Here is an 18,575-nt window from a genome sequence, read left to right on the forward strand (position 1 = left end):
GTCTACGAATTATTCTACGAATTGCCTATAACATAAAGAAAACCGCATTGTTATGCGGTTTCTACAAACTATAATGGTGAGCCACAGTGTGCGAAACACGAACACTTTCATCATAGACATTCAGCGCGGTCTCATAGCTGATCGGCTCTCCCTTCGTGCCCTGGAAGTTGATCGAGATCACGAGCTTATTATCGTCCGGGTAAACGTAGACGGCATTCAGAAAGATGCTGACCATCTTCTCACGGTAACGCGGATCAGACGGATCTCCTCTCATGTGCTTCATGACTGTGATCACATCGTCACGTGTGATTCCTGCAGGCTTTGTGACCTGCGCTCTGACAATTGCCTCCTCCAGATCTTCCTTCCGCTTCTGCAGATCAACCATGCGCTGCTGAGTGGTGTCATTGAAGATGCCATGCTCCACAGCCTCCTCAAGGTTGTGCAGTCTCTTATCTACATCATCCAGCTGAGTCTTCAAGGACTGCTCTTCGGAGTGGTCCTCTTTTTTTTGTTCCTGGTATTGGATGACCAGATCAGCGATCTCACTAATGAACTTGTCATCGTTGACCTTCTCGACCAGAAAAGAGACCACAGCGTCCTCGATCCGGTCTTTGCTGATCCGCTTCATGCGGCAGTCCTTGTCGTTTCTCTTTGTGTCCTGATAGTAGTAGTACTTCTTCTTCAGTTTTCCGGTGGCTGAGACTCCGATCATGGGAGAACCACAGAGACCACAGAAGATCTTTCCAGTGAGCAGGTACTTTGTGGACCTGGAAGCAGCTGGAGCTATTCTGTTCTTCTTGATCGTCTTCTGACACTGATTCCACAGATCCCGGCTGATGATCGCAGGCATCGCACCTTCTTCTCTGTAGTCTCCAAAAATGTAGACGCCTGCGTATCTCTCATTCCGGAGAATATGCTGCAAAGACGTCCGGCTCCACTCCTTGCCTCTCAGTGTTCTGAGCCCGTCATTGTTGAGACCTTCGATGATGTCCTTGATCTTCTTTCCGGAGGCGTATTCGGTGAAGATCCGCTTGACGATCGGAGCGGTGTCCGGATCAATCATGAAGTGGTCTGCCTGATCCGGCTTATACCCAAGCATCCTCATACCCACTGTCTTGTGTTCCATTGCACTCTCCCTGTTGCCTCTTTTGACCTTGAGGCTGAGATCCATTGAGTAGTATTGAGCCATTCCCTCAAGCATGGACTCCATGATCACTCCTTCAGGTGTCGGACTGATCGGCTCCATTGCTGAGATCACACGGACTCCGTTCTTTCCGAGAATGTGCTTGTACATGGCAGCGTCGTACTTATCACGGGAGAATCTGTCTAGCTTCCACACAATGATAGCCTGGAATTGTTTATTGGCGGAGTCGCTGATCATCTGCTGGAAGGCCGGCCTGTTGTCGTTGGTGCCAGTCTTGGCACGGTCCTCATAGGTATTGACAATCTTGAAACCGGCACGATCGGCATAGGCTTTGCAGTCTCTCAACTGTCCGGTGATTGATTCCTCACGCTGGCCACTGGAAGAGAAGCGGGCGTATATTACTGCAGGTGTTAATTCAAGATCTGACATAGTTTCTCCTGTTTGATATACTTAAGTAGCAAAAGCACGTAAGAAAATCGATAAAAAGCATGCTGACGTGTATTGCTGAAATGCAGCCATCATTGTTCTTTTCCGAGGGCAGATGGCTGCTTTTTTATTGCGAGGTTATTACGAGGCTCGGTTAGGTACAAGTCAAGACAAAAACGGCTGAAATCAGGTACCGCAGGTACCACATTAGGTACTGATTTGTCTTTGCCGTTGTTTTGCCTATGTTTTCCCGGTGCTTTTCCCAAATGTCCCACATATCTCCCACAGGTTTCCCAAGTCAATAGGGGTGAACTGGGGATGGAATATGGGTAGGCTATGGCTTTATTTCAATTTTTTATTTCATCTTAGCAAGTGCCAAGCATACTTTGACGTAAGTATCATCATCAAGTTCGCCATCAATGTATAAATTCTTGTAGCGTTCAATCTCAGTAGCTGGATCAAAGGTCCTATCTTTCTTTCTCTTTTTCTTCAACTCAGGGAGAGCTGAACAAACTTTGATAAAAGTATCATGATCAATCTCACCAGCAAGATACAGTTTTTCGAAATGATCGATTTCTGCAGCGAAATCAAAAGTGCGATCCTGCACCGGCTTTGGCTCATGAACATCCAGAAGGCCACAGTCAAGCATCAGTTTATACATGTGTTTACATGGCTTATTATTCATTGCAAAGTCAACACATGTACATCCATCCAGCGTTACCTCATATGGAGTGTCTGAACTGCCTTGAATCACAGCAGATTCATGGCCAGGTGTTCGATCTTCAGATAGCACTGCACTATCTTTGATCTTTTTGGCAGATGTAATTCTTTTCACTTCATTAAAATCGTAATAATTCCTTTTCATGTTCATTTTCCTCCTATTTTTCCAAATGTAACATGATACGAATAGCTTTCTGAGTAGATGGATCGGCAGCATGATAAGCATTGAGAATAGTTTGATCTTCCTCACTAATGTCTTTGCTGTCATCCCAATACATAGGGACGTTAGCGCCGATCAGCCATGATGGATTAACATGTAACGTTTTTGCCAGTTTATATGTATTATCGTTTTTTGGAGCATACCGACCATTTAGGTAGCTGGAAAGCGCGCCTTTTGTGATTCCAGTACGTTCACATATATCTGTTTGTGATAGACCGCTTTTATCAATAGCCATCTTCAATCTTCTTATAAATATGTCGTTTTCCATGGTCTTTATCTCCTAACTGGATTATAGGAGAAAATTTTAGAAAAATAAATAATATTCAAGAAAACTAAAAAATGTTATTGAATTTTTGATTTTGTGCTGTATCATTATGGCGTAAGGTTTAGAAAACGAAACCTTTAAAGAAAGGAGATACAAACATGAGCGAATTACAAGAAAAAGATGTTAACCATAATAGTCTGCAGTTTTCTTATAACGCATTACGTGGAAGAATCATTGAAGTATGTGGGCGTAATAAGGTTTTTGCTGACAAAATGGGAATGAGCGAGGCATCTTTAAGCTCAAAGTTATCAGGAAAAGCAGGATTCAGCCAAGAAGATATTTTCAAGGCTTGTCAGATCCTTGATATTCCGGATAATCAGATCAATCATTATTTTTTTACCTTAGCAGTTTAGAAAACTAAAAAGTGCCAACGCACTGAGGCACGCTGGCAGATCCTAGGAAGATCAATCAAATCATACGCCTCAGAAAAGGAGATTTATGAAAGACCGATATCTATCAGATCGTTTTTGTGGAGCTCAAGGGATTCGCTTCCTGAAGAAACATATCTTGAACTCTTCCGCAGCATCTCAACAATTTCAGAAAAAATCCGTAAAGAGCTCGGATGGAAAAAGGAAAACTCATGGAACTGATTGAAGTATCAAAGCTGAAGCCATTTCCGAAGAATGATTACTTCTTTGATGATCTGACCGGGCCTCAGTGGGAAGAGTTCAAGAAGTCGATCAAGTCATCCGGAGTAATTGAGCCGGTGATTGTCACCACAGATCTAGTAATTATCTCAGGTCACCAACGTGTCAGAGCATGCAAGGAACTCGGGATCGATAAAGTCTTATGCGATATCCGCAAGTTCGACACCGAGGATGAGCAGCTCAAGCAGCTGATCGAAACCAACATCAAGCAGCGCGGGATCGGAAACCCGAACAGCGTAAAACTTGGACGGTGCATTCGCGAGCTTGAACGGATCGAAGGAATCTCCCATGGAGGTTCAAGAGTGCAAAATGCACCTTTGAAAAATCAAGAAATGCTTGCAAACGAGATCGGCATCTCAGTAGATCAGCTGAAGCGCTACAAGTCTCTGACTAACCTGATCCCGGAATTGTCCAGCCTGGTTGAAACCGGGAAAGTCACTGTCACGACGGCTGCAGCAATTGCCCGGAAACTCAGCACTGAAGAACAGAGAGCATTGCTGAGCAAGCTTGCAAAAATGACTGGAGAATTTTCAACAAACGAGGATCTGAAGATCCTGCTGAACGAAGCCAGCAAGAGAAATGCTTCCTACATTAAGGAAATCCAGGATCTAAGCAAAGAAAGAGATCAGATGAGGAAAGCCTATCTGAGTATGAACGACGCATTTCAAGCGGAGAAGCAGAATCCTACGATCATCCAGAAGATTATTGAAGTGGTGCCGGATGACTACGACGCAATCAAGAAAGACAATGTCCGCCTTGCAGCAGAAAGAAAGAAGTTCCAGGAAGAAGCTGCTGAGTGGGAGCGAAAGTACAAGGAATCCGGAAAGACTGAGGTTGCTCTTGATCAGCAGGCTCAGAAAGATATGGACTACCTCACAGCAGGAATCATTGAGTTTCTAAAGAATTACTCTGGTCATGCCTGGGGCATTGATCGCAGAGCTTCAGTCGCTGATCACTACACAGCAGACCTGAAGGTGCAGTCAATGAATCTCCTGGCATTCGCACAAAACCTATACGAGATCGTCTCAGATGACAGAAAGGAGAAGAAATTGTCATGAACGAACTTGAAAAGAAAGGAAGCAGCACCAGTCTCGAAGCGATTGTCGAGCAGACAGCACTAAATGTGCAGGCAGTTGCCAGTCAGATGGGAGTCCTGGTCGCAGGATTCAATGATCTGAAGAACCACATGGACACCACAGATCAGGCCATTGAGAAGCTGGACGCACGAATGGATGGATGGGAGGAAAGAGAGCGGATCAGCATCTCAGACAGCAGAAGACTGAAGTTGGCCATCCATTCCAGATGTTTCTACATACTCGGAATCGAACACTCGAAGGGAGTGGTATCAGAGAAGTCCATGCTGGACTACAAGAAGTACTTCGGAAAGTTCTGCAGCCGCTGCTATACGGATGCGAGAAACAAGTCAAGACTCGGAACGCCTTACTACGACACACGCAAGCAGGACTTTGAAGAAACAATGAAATACATCGAAAACTGGGAGCCGGAAGTTTCCTTCGGAGGATTCACCGGGACAGTCGCCTACAAGATGTATCTCAACAGCCTGCAGGAGTTATGACTCAGATCGAGGCAATCCCTCAGAGCCAGAAAGAGGATCTCATTGAGTTCATTTACATGATGACACTCGAAGAGAAAGAAGAAACAAAAAAAGAGAGCGCAACGTCCGCCAAGACCAGAAGCGCTCAGTGACTTGGATAACAAAGTCACTCTCATTTTAACCGAAAAAGAGAGGAAGAAAACATGAGAACAAAGCCAAGAATCAGATGGGGAAGAGTCGTGATGATCGTTGTGGGGTCAGCCCTGCTTGTCATGGGCATGATGTATGCCTTCATTCTGGGAGTAGTTGACTACTCGCTGAAGCAGTACCCGCCTACAGACGCAGAGCTGCAGGAAGATCCCTCGCTTGTCAGATATCTGCCGGAAGGTGATCCGAGAATTGAGGTCTATGGCCATGCAGGCGGAAGGTGGGTGAATGCAGAATGATCGTCGTTGCCGTGAATGCCAAGACTCAGAAGAGAGAAGCAATCGTCAGAGGAGATACGGACACACTGATTGAAGAATTCTGCATGCTGCTTGGAACAATCCTCAAGGACGAGAAGGCCACCTACTGCTTTGATCAGGCGATAACCATTGCAAACGAAGCAGCTCACAGAGTTGCAGATGAGAAAGGAGATAGACACTTTGATGCCTGAAACATTAAGAAATGACACGCAGCGAAAGAACTACGTGGACGATCCGAAAAACTGGACCGTTGCCGCTGAAACGAACGACGCAGTTCCGCTGGTAAGAATCGAGCGGCTCAGATACAAGACGCTGGAATTCTTCAAGGTATGCATTCGTGAGGACTACTCAACCAACTGGTACGACGGATCCTTCCACAGAGGAAAGCCAATCAGAGTCAAGCGGTTCGATGATCATCACATCTATTACATGAAGAACGAAGAAAAGGATGCATTCATCCGGATCCAGAAAGGCACCATCATTGATGCTATCCGGAGCCTGGACAATGCCGGAGGTTCTGACGAATGAAATGGGCAATTCTGATTCTGTTCATTGCAGTGTTCGTCATCTGTGTGAAGCTCGCCTGGATCTGTGATGATCTCGATCAGATCTATTACAGGCTCAACATTCTGGACATTGCAAAGGATAAGACATGGAAAAAGTTCAATAACATGGATCTTGAAAGCGAACAGTTCAAGAGAGCACTGGAAGCAGTTCAGAAAAATGCTTCAGAAGATATGAAGAAGGAAGCTGATCAGAGACGGAAGGACTTCCTAAAGCTGCACCAGCGCATCGCCTACTGTGAAAACTGGATCCATTTAGTGAATATCAATCAGAAGAAATACAGAGAAAGAAAGGAGAAAGAAGAACATGGCGATCAGACATGAAGATGACTGTGTTGGATGCCCTTCCGATCGCGGATGCCTCGGATCAGCGTGCCCGCACAAGGACGTGAAGGTCTACACCTGCGACGTATGCGGTGAAGAGTGTGATCCAGAAGATCTGCACGATGTAGACGGGAACATGGTCTGCAGTGACTGTCTGATCCCCTACCTCGAAGAAGAGGGAATCATTGGAAAGGTGCGTGAAGAAGATGATTGAAACAAAGATCCAGATGGAACATGCAGATGAAACTGCAGCAATGGCCATGGATGATGTGGCACATGTTGTCTATGACAACGACACAGAAAAGACGATCAATGTTGAAGGTGACAGCTATCAGGCAATGGTCCTCGACATTGTGAGCCGAATCTAAAAGAGATCAAACAGCAGCCGGTATCATGCAGAGCATGAGCAGACTAATAATTCAGTACTCAAAATCCTGTATGAGCAGGCAGGATTCCTTCTGAAAGGCATTGATGATACCCTCCCCCGAAAACTTACATCGTCATAGCTGTTCGTGCTTTGCATGATGCTGGTTGCTGAAATCAAAAAAAGGAGAAGAAAATCAAATGGATGAATCAGTAAAAATCACGAGTCTTGAGCTTGAAAACGTGAAGCGAGTAAAGGCCGTGAAGCTGGAACCTACCGAGAACGGACTGACCGTGATCGGCGGCAAGAACAATCAGGGCAAAACAAGCGTACTGGATGCCATTGTGTGGGCACTCGGCGGAGACAAGTACAAGCCCTCACAGGTAAAGAGAGAAGGATCCATGGTGGATCCGCATATCCACATCGAGCTCAACAATGGGATTGTCGTTGAGCGTTCTGGGAGGAATGGCACTCTGAAGGTCACAGACTCAACCGGAAAGAAAGCCGGTCAGAAACTTCTCAGCAGTTTCATTTCTACCTTTGCGCTGGACATGCCGAAGTTCATCGAAGCAAGTCCAAAAGAGAAAGCAAGCACATTGTTACAGATCATCGGAGTGGGTGATCAGCTGGCGGAATTCGATAACAAGGAAAGTGCTGCATATAATCGTCGCACTGAAATCGGAAGAATTGCAGATCAGAAAAAGAAATATGCCGATGAGATGCCGCAGTGGGATGGAGTTCCTGAAGAAATCGTCTCGGCGAGTGAACTAATTCAGAAACAGCAGGATATATTAGCGCGTAACGGTGAAAACCAGAGACAGCGCAATAATCTGGATGATCTCAAGAAACAGTGCAACGCTAAACGCTGGGAACTTGATCGGATCGACGATCAGATCAAAGAACTTCAGAAAAAGCGTGATGCGTTGATGGATGATCTGCAAGATCTGGATAACAAGATTGCAGAAGGTTCCAAAACCATTGAGCAACTGAAAGATGAATCTACAGTTGAACTGGAGGAGAACATTTCTCATATTGATTCGATCAATGCTAAAGTCCGGGACAATCTGAACAAACAGAAAGCAGAGGATGAAGCCTCCGAGTACCAGAGGCAGTATGACGCCCTGACAAAAGAGATTGAAACAGTCCGTGAGGATCGTATGAAGCTTCTGGATAATGCCAAAATGCCACTTCCTGGTCTTTCCGTTGATCACGGAGAGCTGACATATAAAGGCCAGAAATGGGATGGCATGTCTAGCTCTCAGCAAATGATCGTTGCCACTGCTATCGTTCGAGAGCTCAATCCGAAATGCGGATTTGTCCTGCTGGACAAGCTGGAGCAGATGGACGTTGACACAATGAATGAATTCGGAGCATGGCTCCAGAAAGAAGGTCTTCAGGCTATCGCCACCAGAGTAAGCACCGGCGATGAGTGCAGCATCTACATCGAGGATGGCTACAGCATCAAGAATGGCGTCAAAACAGCCGCTACAGAAGTCAAACCAGCTGAGCTGATAAAGACACCGGAGCCATCCGAAAAGCCCGCTCAGGCGGCTCAGAAATGGGGCTGGAAGGAAAAATAAATCATGTTTGAGATAAGCAGAGGAAAAATTGAAAAAGCCATGCGTGTATGCATCTACGGAATCGAGGGAATCGGAAAGAGTACATTCGCAAGCCAGTTTCCTGGAGCAGTGTTTATTGATACCGAAGGGTCCACAAATCAGATGGATGTTGCCAGATATCCTACTCCATCGACATGGGAGATGCTTCTCTCGGAGGTTGAGCAGACAATCAGCAATCCATCGGACATCGGCACTCTTGTAATTGACACCGTTGACTGGGCGCAGCAGCTCTGTGTTGTTTCTGTGTGCGAGAAGAATCAGGTCAAAGGAATTGAAGATTTCGGATACGGGAAAGGATATTCCTACGTCAAAGAAGAATTCGGACATCTCCTGAATCTGCTGAATGATCTGGTTGATAAAGGCGTAAATGTGGTTCTGGTTGCTCACTCTACCATCCGAACATTCACAAAGCCGGATGAAATGGGGCAGTATGACCGCTATGAGCTGAAATTGATTGACACTCCGAAGTGCAGCATTTCCGGCTTAGTTAAGGAATGGGCTGATGTTCTGCTATTTGCTAACTACGAAACATATATCACCGAGGATCCAAAGACAAAAAAGAAATATGCCTCGGGTAACCAGCGTGTCATGTACACCACGCATACAGCTGCTTGGGATGCAAAGAATCGTTTCGGAATGCCGGATAAACTCCCGTTTGAATTCAACTCAATCGCTCAGTTATTTGAGAAAAAACAGGAACCGGTAAAAGAAAACCAGACTGAGCAGAAACCTGCAGAACCTGTTCTGGATCTGAACAGCGGATGGATGCCAGTACCATACACTCAGGAAGAAGAAGCTGTGATGTCTCATCTGCCAAAAGAGCTTACTGATCTGATGAAAGCAGATAACGTACATCCTGAGGAACTGATGGCAGTCGTAGGGGATCAGGGGCACTTCCCGCGTGATATGCCGATTGACCAGTATGACAAGGATTATTATCTTGGGTTCCTTGTACCTAACTGGAAAGCAGTCATGAATAGCATCATTGAACAGCGAAATTTACCATTCTGAGGAGGAATAGAAAATGGAATACTATACGAACAATCAAAACATGCCGTCTGGCGGAGAACTGAATGATTCTGCTGTCTTCTCCGCAGCTGATCTTGGAGATTATGATCGAGGAAATTATGTTCTCCTTCCAGAAGGAGATTATGAGTTCACAATTGTGGATCTGAAGGAAAGCCGGCATCAGGATGTCGGTGGCAAAGTCGGAAACTGCAAACAGGTCAATCCGGTGTTCCGCGTTAAAAATCCGGAAGATGGATCCAATGTCGACATTGAAAACTTCAATCTCTACATGTGGAATTCACGCGGGTGCCTTGGCATGATTGCTCAGTATTATGATTCAATTGGCCTGCATAAGAAAGGGGATCCGATTCATTTCGACTGGACCAAGGATCATCACATCGGAAAGACCGGAAAACTCCAGATCAAGCATGAAAATTACAAAAAGAAAGACGGGACAGATGGGACTTCTATGAAGATTTCCAAGCTGTATCCGAAAGAAGAAACTGCATCCAATAACAATTGGGGGAGCTGGAAGAAATGACACAGCTCCGCCCATATCAGGAGGCGGCACGAGAAGCGATTGAAAATGAATGGGCCAGCGGAACGAAAAGGACTCTGCTGGTCCTTCCTACAGGTACAGGAAAGACAGTTGTTTTTTCCAAGATAGCAGAGGATCAGGTAAGAGCTGGAAACAGAGTTCTGATCCTCGCACACCGCGGGGAATTACTTGATCAGGCAGCTGACAAACTATACAAGATGACCGGCTTGAAATCATCGATTGAGAAGGCAGATCAGACGGCACTGGGGACATGGAATCGTGTCACAGTCGGATCCGTTCAGTCTCTGCAACGTGAAAACCGGCTTGATCGATTTGACCCGAACTACTATGGAACAATCATCATAGACGAAGCGCATCATGCAATTACAGATGGATATCGACGCATCATTGATCATTTCAGCGATGCAAATGTCCTGGGAGTTACTGCTACCCCGGATCGGGGAGACCAGCGTCACCTTGGAGAAGTGTTTGAATCCTTGGCTTATGAATACTCGATCGTCCAAGCAATCAAAGACGGATATCTTTGTAAGATCGTTGCGCAGACCGTTCCGCTGCAGCTGGATATGACAAGTCTGAAGACGCAGGCAGGAGACTATACACCTGGATCCATTGATACAGCTTTGGATCCGTACCTGGATCAGATCGCGGAAGAAATGAAGAAATATTGTCAGGACAGGAAAACAGTTGTGTTTCTACCTTTGATTGCCACCTCTCAGAAATTTCAAAATATTCTGAATTCAAAAGGATTTAAAGCTGCCGAAGTAAATGGGCAGTCTGATAACAGGGAACAGGTTCTGAAGGACTTTGCTGCTGGTAAATACAACGTAATTTGCAACAGCATGCTGCTGACGGAAGGCTGGGATTGCCCGGATGTCGATTGCGTTGTATGCCTGCGCCCTACGAAAGTTAGATCTCTCTATTGCCAGATGGTGGGAAGAGGCACACGAATCTGCAAAGGAAAAGAAAATCTTCTGATCCTAGATTTTCTGTGGATGACAGAAAAGCATGAACTTTGCCGACCGGCTGATATCATCTGCGCGAATGATGAAGTTTCGAAGCAGATGACTAAGAATCTGGAAGAAGCTGCAGGAGAAATGTTCGACATTGAAGAAGCCGAGCAGGAAGCTGCCACAGATGTTATGCAGCAGCGTGAAGCATCTCTGGCGAAACAGCTTGAAGCAATGCGGAAACGGAAGCGCAAGCTGGTGGACCCGCTGCAATTTGAAATGAGCATCCAGGCTGAAGATCTCGCGTCTTATGAGCCATCACTCGGATGGGAAATGGGACCGGTTACTCAGAAACAGCTTGAAGCTCTTGAGCGTTACGGAATATTCCCGGATGAAATCGAATGTGCAGGAAAAGCTGAACTGATTCTGCATAAGCTGGAGAAAAGACGGATGGAAGGACTGGCTACACCTAAGCAAATTCGTTTTCTGGAAAGCAGAGGATTCCAGCACGTCGGAACATGGCAATTTGATGCTGCTAATAAGATGATTAGTCGAATCAGCTATAACAACTGGCGTATTCCTGAAGGCGTCGTGCCCTCAACCTATACTCCTGGAGCAACCTTATGACAGATGAAAAGGAATTAAGAGCAGCGCTTGAATATATCAATCCAGCTTCTCTGTCATATGGAGATTGGATGCAGATTGGCATGGCCATCAAAGCAGCCGGTGCATCGTGCGAGCTATGGGATGAATGGAGCCGCAGAGACCCGGAACGTTACGATGGCGGATGCTTCAAAAAATGGGAATCATTCCAGAGCTCAGGAATCACGGAAAATACTTTGTTCAAGATGGCAATTGAGCGAGGATACAGTAATTCGTCCGGTGAGCACGGAAGAGAAATTCTGGACGATGAGATTGTAAATCTCTCAGACTATCAGTTTCTTGACCGAGACATGATCGACTCCAAAGAAGTCCCAGAGCCAGGTGCTAATTGGGATCAAATCGCAGACATCCGAAATTACATTTCTGCGGTATTCGAGCCAGATGATCATGTTTCCTACTGTACGTCCTGTTTCAAAGACGATAAAGGAAAGTATCATCCAGGGAAAAGAACTTATGACCGGACAGCCGGAAGACTTCTGGAAGAACTTGATTCCGCGCAGAAAATCGAAGACGTATTTTACGACTACGATCACGAATGCGGGGCATGGATTTCTTTCAATCCGATGGATGGGCAAGGCGGAAAAATCGGGAACATTACTGACTATCGGTATGCACTAGTAGAATCAGACACTAATGCAATCGACATGCAGTACGCAATCATGACAGAGCTTCAGCTTCCGATCGCCGCTCTGGTACACTCCGGAAACAAGTCGCTTCATGCGATTGTTCGTGTAGATGCCAACAATGAGAAAGAATACAGCCGTCATGTTGACTACCTATATAAAATCTGCAAGCAGAACGGTCTTGATGTGGATCCAAGCGCTAAGAACCCTAGCAGGCTATCACGAATGCCAGGATTCTGGCGAGGGAAAAAGAAGCAGTTCCTGATTGCAACGAATATCGGGCAGCCCTCCTGGGATGCATGGACGGAATACATCGAATCAATCAATGACGATCTGCCGGATCCTGAGAATCTTGCTTCAGAATGGAACGACATGCCGGATCTGGCGCAGCCATTGATTGAGGGCGTACTTCGTCAGGGACACAAGATGCTGCTTGCGGGCCCATCTAAGGCAGGAAAATCATTCTCTCTGATAGAACTATGCATCGCTATCGCAGAAGGCAGAAAATGGCTTTCATGGCAATGCGCTCAGGGGAAGATCTTATATGTCAATCTGGAGCTTGATCGGGCAAGCTGCCTGCACAGATTCAAGGATGTTTATGATGCACTGAATATTCCTCCGAATAACATCAAAAACATTGAGATCTGGAACCTTAGAGGAAAATCCGTGCCGATGGACAAGCTGGCGCCGAAGCTGATCCGCAGAGCGTCGAAAGAAAACTTTATCGCAGTCGTGATCGACCCGATCTACAAAGTGATCACCGGAGATGAAAATTCTGCAGAGCAGATGGCCAAGTTCACGAACCAATTTGACAAAATTGCTACATCGCTGAACTGTTCCGTAATTTATTGCCACCACCACAGCAAAGGGGCTCAGGGAGGGAAGAGATCTATGGACCGTGCTTCCGGATCTGGAGTATTTGCCAGAGATCCGGATGCCATGATCGATATGATTGAGCTACCGTTGAATGACTCAGTGATTGATCGTCAGAAGAACATGGAAATCTGCAGAGCTCTCAGAAATCTGATTAAGAAGAATGCTCTTTCAGAATTTGAAAAGATACCACAAGAAGATCTATATAAGCGAAAGGAGATGATGCTGCACACGAGAAGGATCCTCGGAAACAGATATTCGGACAATCAGCTGCAGGATATCGTCCATGAAGCAGAAGCAAAAGCCGAGACAATGACAGCCTGGAGAATTGACATGACGCTGCGAGAGTTCCCGAAGCCTGCTGAGACGAACATCTGGTTCTCATATCCGATCCATGAAGTGGATCATACAGGAGCACTTGAAAATCTGGATCCTGAAGAAGATATGCCGATGTGGAAAAAAGGCAAGATGGCACAGAAGACTCCCGAAGAAAGACAGAACAAACGTCAGAATGAGTTCGAGATTGCGTTTGAGAATTTGTCACAAGAAAACGAAACGGTGACAGTCAAAATGATGGCAGAGTATATGAACGTCTCAGAAAGGACAATCTGGAACAGGTTGAAAGATTTATCAGGCATCTACAAAGCAAAGAGAGAAGACGGCTCAAAAGGTGCAGCAGCACCCGCAATCATCATTAAATGCTGATCTGCCGTGAAGAAAGAAAAAGTCAAGAGTTTTTCACGTGAAGCAAAAGTCTATATAAATATACATTTATTTTCTTCACGACGTGCAGATGAGGGTGTCAGGCTGTGCAACAAGGGTGTGGCTATGGCCCGCCACACCCTTATTGACACGGCCGCCCAACACCTTAATGAGATTTTCAGATTATGAAAAATAGAGTTTTTTCACAACGTACAGGAGTTTAGAAATGACAGACTTGAAATGGAGACCATATCCAGAGACACTGCCTCCCCTTCCCGTTGATGAAATCAAGGAAGAGGACAAGGTGCTAGTGACAATTCTATATAATGATGGGCACCGCAAAGTTGATTTTGACTATATCCAAGCGGACGGCACCTGGACACGATATGCAGGAACGCAAAGACATAAGGTCATCGGCTGGATGCATTGCCCAAATCCGTATGTCAAAGAACCTGAGCAGCAAAAATTATTCTGAAAGGAGGAATAGAAATGACGCAGTACAAAAATGAGAATTTCAAAATTGATACAGATGCTCTGATGAGAGCTCTGCAGGATGAAAAGAAAAAAGTGATGGATAACATCAACGACATCAGATCAGATCCAAAGAAAGCACGGCACATTGTCATCGATGTTGCATTCGAGCCTGATCCAAATAATGGAGATGTAAAGATCACCAGCACGATTGTATCGAAGTTAGCACCTTATTCATGCAGTGCCCTGTCTCATGGGATTGAGCAGTTATCAATCGATGATATTGAAGATCCGGAAACCGGAGAAATCAGATGATTATCCGGAGACTGAAGTTCACAGTCCCTGGCGAGCCAAAAGGTAAGCAGCGTCCCCGTGTTACGCGAACGGGGCACGCTTACACTCCCAAACAGACGCAGGTCTATGAGAATCTTGTTGCTCTCGCCTTCCGTGAGAGCTTCCCGGAATGGCTGCCGACAGAGGAACCAATCAACATGTACTTCGATGCCTACTTCGGCATTCCGAAGTCATGGTCCAACAAGAAGAGACAACAGGCTCTTTCAGGACAGATCAGACCGACAAAGAAGCCGGACACTGACAATGTCTCAAAAGTAAAAGATGCGCTCAATGCAATCGCATTCAAGGATGACGCTCAGGTTATTCATGAAGAAACATCAAAGTTCTACTCGGACAATCCGAGACTGGAGATTACTATCGAGCTCTGGAGGCCGAACTGATGATCAGCGTTGTGTTCGCACTGTTACATGCCATGGTCTGGATGATCTTGTGGTTCGTCAGGACACTGGCGATTTCGGCTGGGCTGCTGATCGTGATACTTTTGATCATAGCAATTTATTCATGGATGAAAGGAGACAAAGCATGAGACTGTTTGACCCTAAAGAAATTCATTTTGCGGCATGTCAGCATGCAGCATTCATGGAGGATATAGACAAAATGCGGAGGAGTAAAGCAGAGACAGTAAAACATTCGCACTGGATCATTAACGCCCCGCATGACATTAACGGAGAAACCGATTTCGTATGCAGCTCCTGCAGTATGCATTCCTGGCTTAGCACCAGATACTGCCCGAACTGCGGGGCGCTGATGGATGGAGAAGTAGAAGGGAGGAAGAAGAAATGACTAATTTTGATGATAGAGCACTTGAAATCGTAAGGAATTACATCACGGAGCATCTGGATAAGTCTGACCCGACGCCAGACTTTCAAGTATTTACCGTATGGAAGTGCAAAACTCTGCAGAACTGGAAGTACCTGCTTAGTTCAACCCTTTTTGATGGTATGTACTATGAGCTGACATACAACGGTGATAAACACGAGTGGTATCTGGATGCTTACAAGAAGTTTCAAAATGTGGTGGTGAAATAAGCAATGAATAAGCAGATCCTTGATATGACATGCGGAGCACGGACTATGTGGTTCGATAAAAACGAGCCTCATACTATCTACTGCGATAAGCGGAAAGAAACGCTCTATAACGTTTGGCGTTCAGATAAATCCGAACGAAAGCTAATTGTCAATCCCGACGTGCAGTGTGATTTCACGGAGCTTCCGTTTAATAACGATTCATTCAATCTTGTTTTGTTTGACCCGCCGCATCTGATCCAGGCAAAAGAGACCGCGTGGCTGGTTAAGAAGTACGGAAAACTGGATGCTTCATGGCCGTCAATGCTACATGATGGCTTCGCAGAAGGAATGAGAGTACTGGCACCAAACGGTACGCTTGTGTTCAAATGGTCTGAACACGATATTCCCGCCGAAAAGGTGTGGAAAGCCATAGGACGCAAGCCGCTGTTTGGTACGCACTCAGGTAAGAGAATGCAGACGTTTTTTGGAGTATTCATGAAATTCGAGGATATGGAATGGGAGAGAAGATGTTGATAGGATGGAAAGAGAACGGCTTTGAAATAACCTGCAAGGTAATGCCGGAAAGTTGTGCAGACTGCCCCTTCCTTACGGAGAGATTCAAGGGAGATCTGATTCCAAATGCAGCGCTCTGCTTTCTTACCGGATCAGAGTTCGCTGTGAGTAAACATGCAAAAACGAGGCAGGCAGATTGCCCGCTGAAACAGAAACAAGGAGAAGAACATGGAAAATAATGAAGCAATCGGCATTCTGAATGGAATGGCCAGAAATTGCAGAAATATGCCGAGAGGCTATGAAGATCCAGATCGAGAGATCAAACAGGAAGCACTCAGCAAAGGAGTTGCAGCACTGGAAAGTCAGGACATCGCAGAAAATGCTGAGCCACTCACTAACGCGAGATGGCTGCAGATGCAGAAAATCCCGCTGAATTCTGTGCAGATCAATTCGACAGGTTTCAGCATTGCCGGAGAAACCTATCACACGGATGCCGGATGCGATGACGAAGAGGAAGCACTGGAAGCCTTCCTGGAATGGTTAGACAAAGAACACGAGGAGGACATTCTCACTGCTCTTGATCGGAAGCTCCTCATTCAGATTCTCAGTCCTGTCAGAGACAAGGTGTACTACATCATCAGACACCGGATCAACGGGATCACATCACTGGAACTGATCCACAGGACAAGCAGAAGATGCCGCAGAACGATCGGCAACGTTCCGATCAGTTCGGAATCCTTCAAAGGTATGAAGGACAACACCTACTACAGAGTGGAAGATCTCAATTTATGAAAGCTCAAGTCTATGATGGCGGATACATTCCGCAGAGAGGGCACTGGCTATATGACGGTGCAGGATTCAGATCATGTGAGAGCGTTACACTGGAACCACATGATGGTCACGTCTTTGAACTGAATGTCGATGTGCAGCTTCCGATAAACTGCTTCGGCTGCATGGTAAGCAATTCCGGACTCATGATGAATCACGGCATTATCTGTATGGGAGGCATCATTGATGCAGGTTTCAGAGGACCAATTAAGGTCAGAATGTACAACACATCAAATGAAAGATACAGAGTCCACAAAGGAGACAAGATCGTGCAGATGGTTATGATTCCGTGTCAGTATGAAAATTCCGCGAAAGTCGTCTCTCTGGATCCATCAGAAGATAGCAGAGACTTCGATGGATGGTGGTCTACAGGAAAATGAATGAAGAAGAAAAACTCAGCTTCGATATTGTTTATAGAAAGAACGCGCCGGATGGATGTGTTGCTTGTCCATTCTGGGGCATCTGTGATGATCCTCCGGACTACTTATACGGAGGCTGCTCAATCACAGGTACAGTCATCAAGACAGACACCGGTGATCAGCTGCATCGCATGAAAAACTGTCCGATTAAAGATCCGGCAAGAGTTGAACTTGATGCTCTGGCACCAATGGAAGAAGGCGGTCCACCTTACGAGGTTGAACGATGCACCCACTGTGGCGAGATTCTCGGGGAGGATGTGGATCCGGGCTGGAAATACTGTCCATACTGCGGCGCTTACATTGGAGAAAATGGCGATGATTGAACCTTTATCTAATATAAATCAATTGCTAAAATTAAAGAAAAGGCATGTCGATGAAGATCACACGCAATGACTTGAAAAATTACCAGAACAACATTCTGGCCATTCATGAACTGGATGATGAACTGAAGGCAGCATACAATACCTACAGATCTCCATCGTTCAGTTCCGATGGATCCGGAAAGCAGCTGAATCCTTCAAGCCCTACAGAGAGAGCGATGAAAAACATCCAGCGACTTGAAAAAAAGCAGAACGAATTCTACGCAAAGATAGAAGCGTGCGAGGATTTTGTCAACGGCATCCAGGATGGTCTGATCTATGCAGCGTGCAGAGATCACTACATCAATGGATTCAGTTGGGAGGCCACATGCAACCATCTGAAGAATTACAGGTCAAAGAGCGTGATCATTAGCATGGTAAACAATTACTTCGATGAAGCAGGACTTGAATGAGAGCCCTGCTTTTTATTTTGCCTTCTCAAAAAATGCCTAGACCTTTTTCTGAAAAAACACTCGAGGTTTTTGCCAGAAAATATGCCGACTATTTCTACCGAAAAATGCAAAGGCATTGCTGGAAAAATCGAAAGGTTTTTCTCAGAAAATAAAATCAGAATAAATCAGAACATTCCGACCAAATCATTCAGCTCCGACCGAACTTGGCTAACTCATACAAAGCCGGACACCATCAGTCTTCAAATGTGTGTATATTGATAGCGTCGAGAAATCGGCAGACAGAGAACGATACCTCTTTCCGGAAGCATGCAGCCAAGCGATCTGCATGCTTTTATATTAACGGCTGACTCATGCAGTGCTGCTGTGCATCCCTTCTCCTGTGTGCGGAACAACAGCATCATGCGTCAGCCGTTCCACTTCTCTGCCATGCCAGAGAGTGAGTGCTTATGGATGAAGATATGAAGG

At 45.8% G+C, this 18,575-nt stretch carries 28 protein-coding genes; 25 read left to right on the top strand and 3 right to left on the bottom strand.

All coding sequences use genetic code 11. From position 1 onward, the window contains the following. Positions 1-61: 61 nt before the first annotated feature. From C7E00_RS01855 to C7E00_RS01865, 3 genes are all read right to left on the bottom strand, one after another. Positions 62-1,573, bottom strand: coding sequence for a recombinase family protein (locus C7E00_RS01855; protein WP_105302661.1), 1,512 nt, complete (start codon positions 1,571-1,573; stop codon positions 62-64). A gap of 352 nt (positions 1,574-1,925) precedes the next feature. Continuing rightward, positions 1,926-2,435 carry an SWIM zinc finger family protein gene (locus C7E00_RS01860; protein ID WP_105302662.1) on the bottom strand — a complete coding sequence of 170 codons (510 nt, stop codon included), beginning with the start codon at positions 2,433-2,435 and terminating at the stop codon, positions 1,926-1,928. Between the two features lie 13 nt (positions 2,436-2,448). Further along, on the bottom strand, positions 2,449-2,778 hold the full coding sequence (locus C7E00_RS01865) for a helix-turn-helix domain-containing protein (RefSeq protein WP_105302663.1): 330 nt from the start codon (positions 2,776-2,778) through the stop codon (positions 2,449-2,451). Between the two features lie 155 nt (positions 2,779-2,933). Between C7E00_RS01865 and C7E00_RS01870 the strand changes: the two genes are divergently transcribed. From C7E00_RS01870 to C7E00_RS01985, 25 genes are all read left to right on the top strand, one after another. Beyond that, positions 2,934-3,188 carry a DUF739 family protein gene (locus tag C7E00_RS01870; protein WP_105302664.1) on the top strand — a complete coding sequence of 85 codons (255 nt, stop codon included), beginning with the start codon at positions 2,934-2,936 and terminating at the stop codon, positions 3,186-3,188. Positions 3,189-3,415: 227 nt separating this feature from the next. Then, positions 3,416-4,540, top strand: coding sequence for a ParB/RepB/Spo0J family partition protein (locus C7E00_RS01875; RefSeq protein WP_167836422.1), 1,125 nt, complete (start codon positions 3,416-3,418; stop codon positions 4,538-4,540). Beyond that, entirely contained in the window at positions 4,537-5,058 is a 522-nt protein-coding gene (locus C7E00_RS01880; protein ID WP_105302666.1) for an ORF6C domain-containing protein, read from the top strand. Before C7E00_RS01875 ends, C7E00_RS01880 begins: the two co-directional genes overlap by 4 nt. After that, positions 5,055-5,189, top strand: a complete 135-nt coding sequence (locus C7E00_RS16585) for a hypothetical protein (RefSeq protein ID WP_275656049.1) — start codon at positions 5,055-5,057, stop codon at positions 5,187-5,189. The genes C7E00_RS01880 and C7E00_RS16585 overlap by 4 nt, the downstream gene beginning before the upstream one ends. A gap of 51 nt (positions 5,190-5,240) precedes the next feature. Then, positions 5,241-5,483 (top strand): hypothetical protein, encoded by a 243-nt coding sequence (locus C7E00_RS01885; protein WP_105302667.1) that lies wholly within the window; start codon positions 5,241-5,243, stop codon positions 5,481-5,483. Then, positions 5,465-5,692 carry a hypothetical protein gene (locus C7E00_RS01890; protein WP_135358131.1) on the top strand — a complete coding sequence of 76 codons (228 nt, stop codon included), beginning with the start codon at positions 5,465-5,467 and terminating at the stop codon, positions 5,690-5,692. The genes C7E00_RS01885 and C7E00_RS01890 overlap by 19 nt, the downstream gene beginning before the upstream one ends. Continuing rightward, complete coding sequence (locus C7E00_RS01895) at positions 5,685-6,029, top strand: hypothetical protein (RefSeq protein WP_105302669.1); 345 nt, start codon at positions 5,685-5,687, stop codon at positions 6,027-6,029. Before C7E00_RS01890 ends, C7E00_RS01895 begins: the two co-directional genes overlap by 8 nt. Next, positions 6,026-6,388 carry a hypothetical protein gene (locus C7E00_RS01900; protein WP_105302670.1) on the top strand — a complete coding sequence of 121 codons (363 nt, stop codon included), beginning with the start codon at positions 6,026-6,028 and terminating at the stop codon, positions 6,386-6,388. The genes C7E00_RS01895 and C7E00_RS01900 overlap by 4 nt, the downstream gene beginning before the upstream one ends. Then, positions 6,372-6,602 carry a hypothetical protein gene (locus C7E00_RS01905; RefSeq protein ID WP_105302671.1) on the top strand — a complete coding sequence of 77 codons (231 nt, stop codon included), beginning with the start codon at positions 6,372-6,374 and terminating at the stop codon, positions 6,600-6,602. Before C7E00_RS01900 ends, C7E00_RS01905 begins: the two co-directional genes overlap by 17 nt. Then, a complete protein-coding gene (locus tag C7E00_RS16085) occupies positions 6,595-6,756 on the top strand; it encodes a hypothetical protein (RefSeq protein ID WP_167836423.1) in 162 nt (53 codons plus the stop codon). Before C7E00_RS01905 ends, C7E00_RS16085 begins: the two co-directional genes overlap by 8 nt. A 196-nt stretch (positions 6,757-6,952) precedes the next feature. Beyond that, on the top strand, positions 6,953-8,332 hold the full coding sequence (locus C7E00_RS01910) for an AAA family ATPase (protein WP_105302672.1): 1,380 nt from the start codon (positions 6,953-6,955) through the stop codon (positions 8,330-8,332). A 3-nt stretch (positions 8,333-8,335) separates the two neighbouring features. Continuing rightward, a complete protein-coding gene (locus C7E00_RS01915; protein ID WP_105302673.1) occupies positions 8,336-9,382 on the top strand; it encodes an ATP-binding protein in 1,047 nt (348 codons plus the stop codon). Positions 9,383-9,395: 13 nt separating this feature from the next. Next, positions 9,396-9,920: a hypothetical protein gene (locus C7E00_RS01920; protein WP_105302674.1), complete on the top strand. Its 525-nt coding sequence runs from the start codon at positions 9,396-9,398 to the stop codon at positions 9,918-9,920. Then, a complete protein-coding gene (locus tag C7E00_RS01925) occupies positions 9,917-11,512 on the top strand; it encodes a DEAD/DEAH box helicase (RefSeq protein WP_105302675.1) in 1,596 nt (531 codons plus the stop codon). Before C7E00_RS01920 ends, C7E00_RS01925 begins: the two co-directional genes overlap by 4 nt. Then, positions 11,509-13,749, top strand: a complete 2,241-nt coding sequence (locus tag C7E00_RS01930; RefSeq protein WP_105302676.1) for an AAA family ATPase — start codon at positions 11,509-11,511, stop codon at positions 13,747-13,749. Before C7E00_RS01925 ends, C7E00_RS01930 begins: the two co-directional genes overlap by 4 nt. A gap of 223 nt (positions 13,750-13,972) precedes the next feature. Continuing rightward, the gene (locus tag C7E00_RS01935; RefSeq protein ID WP_105302677.1) at positions 13,973-14,221 is read left to right on the top strand and encodes a hypothetical protein; all 249 of its coding nucleotides are present in this window, start codon (positions 13,973-13,975) and stop codon (positions 14,219-14,221) included. Between the two features lie 14 nt (positions 14,222-14,235). Next, positions 14,236-14,532 (top strand): hypothetical protein, encoded by a 297-nt coding sequence (locus tag C7E00_RS01940; RefSeq protein WP_105302678.1) that lies wholly within the window; start codon positions 14,236-14,238, stop codon positions 14,530-14,532. After that, positions 14,529-14,951 carry a RusA family crossover junction endodeoxyribonuclease gene (locus C7E00_RS01945; RefSeq protein ID WP_105302679.1) on the top strand — a complete coding sequence of 141 codons (423 nt, stop codon included), beginning with the start codon at positions 14,529-14,531 and terminating at the stop codon, positions 14,949-14,951. The genes C7E00_RS01940 and C7E00_RS01945 overlap by 4 nt, the downstream gene beginning before the upstream one ends. Further along, complete coding sequence (locus tag C7E00_RS16090) at positions 14,951-15,097, top strand: hypothetical protein (protein ID WP_167836424.1); 147 nt, start codon at positions 14,951-14,953, stop codon at positions 15,095-15,097. Before C7E00_RS01945 ends, C7E00_RS16090 begins: the two co-directional genes overlap by 1 nt. Positions 15,098-15,350: 253 nt before the next feature. After that, a complete protein-coding gene (locus C7E00_RS01955) occupies positions 15,351-15,599 on the top strand; it encodes a DUF6275 family protein (protein ID WP_105302681.1) in 249 nt (82 codons plus the stop codon). A gap of 3 nt (positions 15,600-15,602) precedes the next feature. Beyond that, positions 15,603-16,112 carry a class I SAM-dependent methyltransferase gene (locus tag C7E00_RS01960; protein WP_105302682.1) on the top strand — a complete coding sequence of 170 codons (510 nt, stop codon included), beginning with the start codon at positions 15,603-15,605 and terminating at the stop codon, positions 16,110-16,112. 207 nt (positions 16,113-16,319) lie between these two features. After that, positions 16,320-16,883, top strand: a complete 564-nt coding sequence (locus C7E00_RS01970) for a hypothetical protein (RefSeq protein ID WP_105302684.1) — start codon at positions 16,320-16,322, stop codon at positions 16,881-16,883. Then, complete coding sequence (locus tag C7E00_RS01975) at positions 16,880-17,299, top strand: dCTP deaminase domain-containing protein (protein ID WP_167836425.1); 420 nt, start codon at positions 16,880-16,882, stop codon at positions 17,297-17,299. Before C7E00_RS01970 ends, C7E00_RS01975 begins: the two co-directional genes overlap by 4 nt. Further along, entirely contained in the window at positions 17,296-17,661 is a 366-nt protein-coding gene (locus tag C7E00_RS01980; RefSeq protein ID WP_105302686.1) for a hypothetical protein, read from the top strand. Before C7E00_RS01975 ends, C7E00_RS01980 begins: the two co-directional genes overlap by 4 nt. Before the next feature lie 50 nt (positions 17,662-17,711). Continuing rightward, positions 17,712-18,110 (top strand): hypothetical protein, encoded by a 399-nt coding sequence (locus C7E00_RS01985; RefSeq protein ID WP_135358132.1) that lies wholly within the window; start codon positions 17,712-17,714, stop codon positions 18,108-18,110. Positions 18,111-18,575 lie beyond the last annotated feature (465 nt).

This window comes from Anaerolactibacter massiliensis (assembly GCF_900290205.1).
Classification (GTDB): Bacteria; Bacillota_I; Bacilli_A; order Erysipelotrichales; family Erysipelotrichaceae; genus Bulleidia; species Bulleidia intestinalis.

Bases quoted from the DNA above. Each gene is read 5' to 3' on its own strand.
- C7E00_RS01975 (WP_167836425.1), top strand. From the start codon at position 16,880: ATGAAAGCTCAAGTCTATGATGGCGGATACATTCCGCAGAGAGGGCAC.
- C7E00_RS01885 (WP_105302667.1), top strand. From the start codon at position 5,241: ATGAGAACAAAGCCAAGAATCAGATGGGGAAGAGTCGTGATGATCGTT.
- C7E00_RS01895 (WP_105302669.1), top strand. From the start codon at position 5,685: ATGCCTGAAACATTAAGAAATGACACGCAGCGAAAGAACTACGTGGAC.
- C7E00_RS01860 (WP_105302662.1), bottom strand. From the start codon at position 2,435: ATGAAAAGGAATTATTACGATTTTAATGAAGTGAAAAGAATTACATCT.
- C7E00_RS16585 (WP_275656049.1), top strand. From the start codon at position 5,055: ATGACTCAGATCGAGGCAATCCCTCAGAGCCAGAAAGAGGATCTCATT.
- C7E00_RS01855 (WP_105302661.1), bottom strand. From the start codon at position 1,573: ATGTCAGATCTTGAATTAACACCTGCAGTAATATACGCCCGCTTCTCT.
- C7E00_RS01955 (WP_105302681.1), top strand. From the start codon at position 15,351: ATGACTAATTTTGATGATAGAGCACTTGAAATCGTAAGGAATTACATC.
- C7E00_RS01920 (WP_105302674.1), top strand. From the start codon at position 9,396: ATGGAATACTATACGAACAATCAAAACATGCCGTCTGGCGGAGAACTG.
- C7E00_RS01970 (WP_105302684.1), top strand. From the start codon at position 16,320: ATGGAAAATAATGAAGCAATCGGCATTCTGAATGGAATGGCCAGAAAT.
- C7E00_RS01930 (WP_105302676.1), top strand. From the start codon at position 11,509: ATGACAGATGAAAAGGAATTAAGAGCAGCGCTTGAATATATCAATCCA.
- C7E00_RS01985 (WP_135358132.1), top strand. From the start codon at position 17,712: ATGAAGATCACACGCAATGACTTGAAAAATTACCAGAACAACATTCTG.
- C7E00_RS01870 (WP_105302664.1), top strand. From the start codon at position 2,934: ATGAGCGAATTACAAGAAAAAGATGTTAACCATAATAGTCTGCAGTTT.
- C7E00_RS01905 (WP_105302671.1), top strand. From the start codon at position 6,372: ATGGCGATCAGACATGAAGATGACTGTGTTGGATGCCCTTCCGATCGC.
- C7E00_RS01960 (WP_105302682.1), top strand. From the start codon at position 15,603: ATGAATAAGCAGATCCTTGATATGACATGCGGAGCACGGACTATGTGG.
- C7E00_RS16085 (WP_167836423.1), top strand. From the start codon at position 6,595: ATGATTGAAACAAAGATCCAGATGGAACATGCAGATGAAACTGCAGCA.
- C7E00_RS01945 (WP_105302679.1), top strand. From the start codon at position 14,529: ATGATTATCCGGAGACTGAAGTTCACAGTCCCTGGCGAGCCAAAAGGT.
- C7E00_RS01910 (WP_105302672.1), top strand. From the start codon at position 6,953: ATGGATGAATCAGTAAAAATCACGAGTCTTGAGCTTGAAAACGTGAAG.
- C7E00_RS01925 (WP_105302675.1), top strand. From the start codon at position 9,917: ATGACACAGCTCCGCCCATATCAGGAGGCGGCACGAGAAGCGATTGAA.
- C7E00_RS01865 (WP_105302663.1), bottom strand. From the start codon at position 2,778: ATGGAAAACGACATATTTATAAGAAGATTGAAGATGGCTATTGATAAA.
- C7E00_RS01875 (WP_167836422.1), top strand. From the start codon at position 3,416: ATGGAACTGATTGAAGTATCAAAGCTGAAGCCATTTCCGAAGAATGAT.
- C7E00_RS01980 (WP_105302686.1), top strand. From the start codon at position 17,296: ATGAATGAAGAAGAAAAACTCAGCTTCGATATTGTTTATAGAAAGAAC.
- C7E00_RS01940 (WP_105302678.1), top strand. From the start codon at position 14,236: ATGACGCAGTACAAAAATGAGAATTTCAAAATTGATACAGATGCTCTG.
- C7E00_RS01880 (WP_105302666.1), top strand. From the start codon at position 4,537: ATGAACGAACTTGAAAAGAAAGGAAGCAGCACCAGTCTCGAAGCGATT.
- C7E00_RS01935 (WP_105302677.1), top strand. From the start codon at position 13,973: ATGACAGACTTGAAATGGAGACCATATCCAGAGACACTGCCTCCCCTT.
- C7E00_RS01900 (WP_105302670.1), top strand. From the start codon at position 6,026: ATGAAATGGGCAATTCTGATTCTGTTCATTGCAGTGTTCGTCATCTGT.
- C7E00_RS01915 (WP_105302673.1), top strand. From the start codon at position 8,336: ATGTTTGAGATAAGCAGAGGAAAAATTGAAAAAGCCATGCGTGTATGC.
- C7E00_RS16090 (WP_167836424.1), top strand. From the start codon at position 14,951: ATGATCAGCGTTGTGTTCGCACTGTTACATGCCATGGTCTGGATGATC.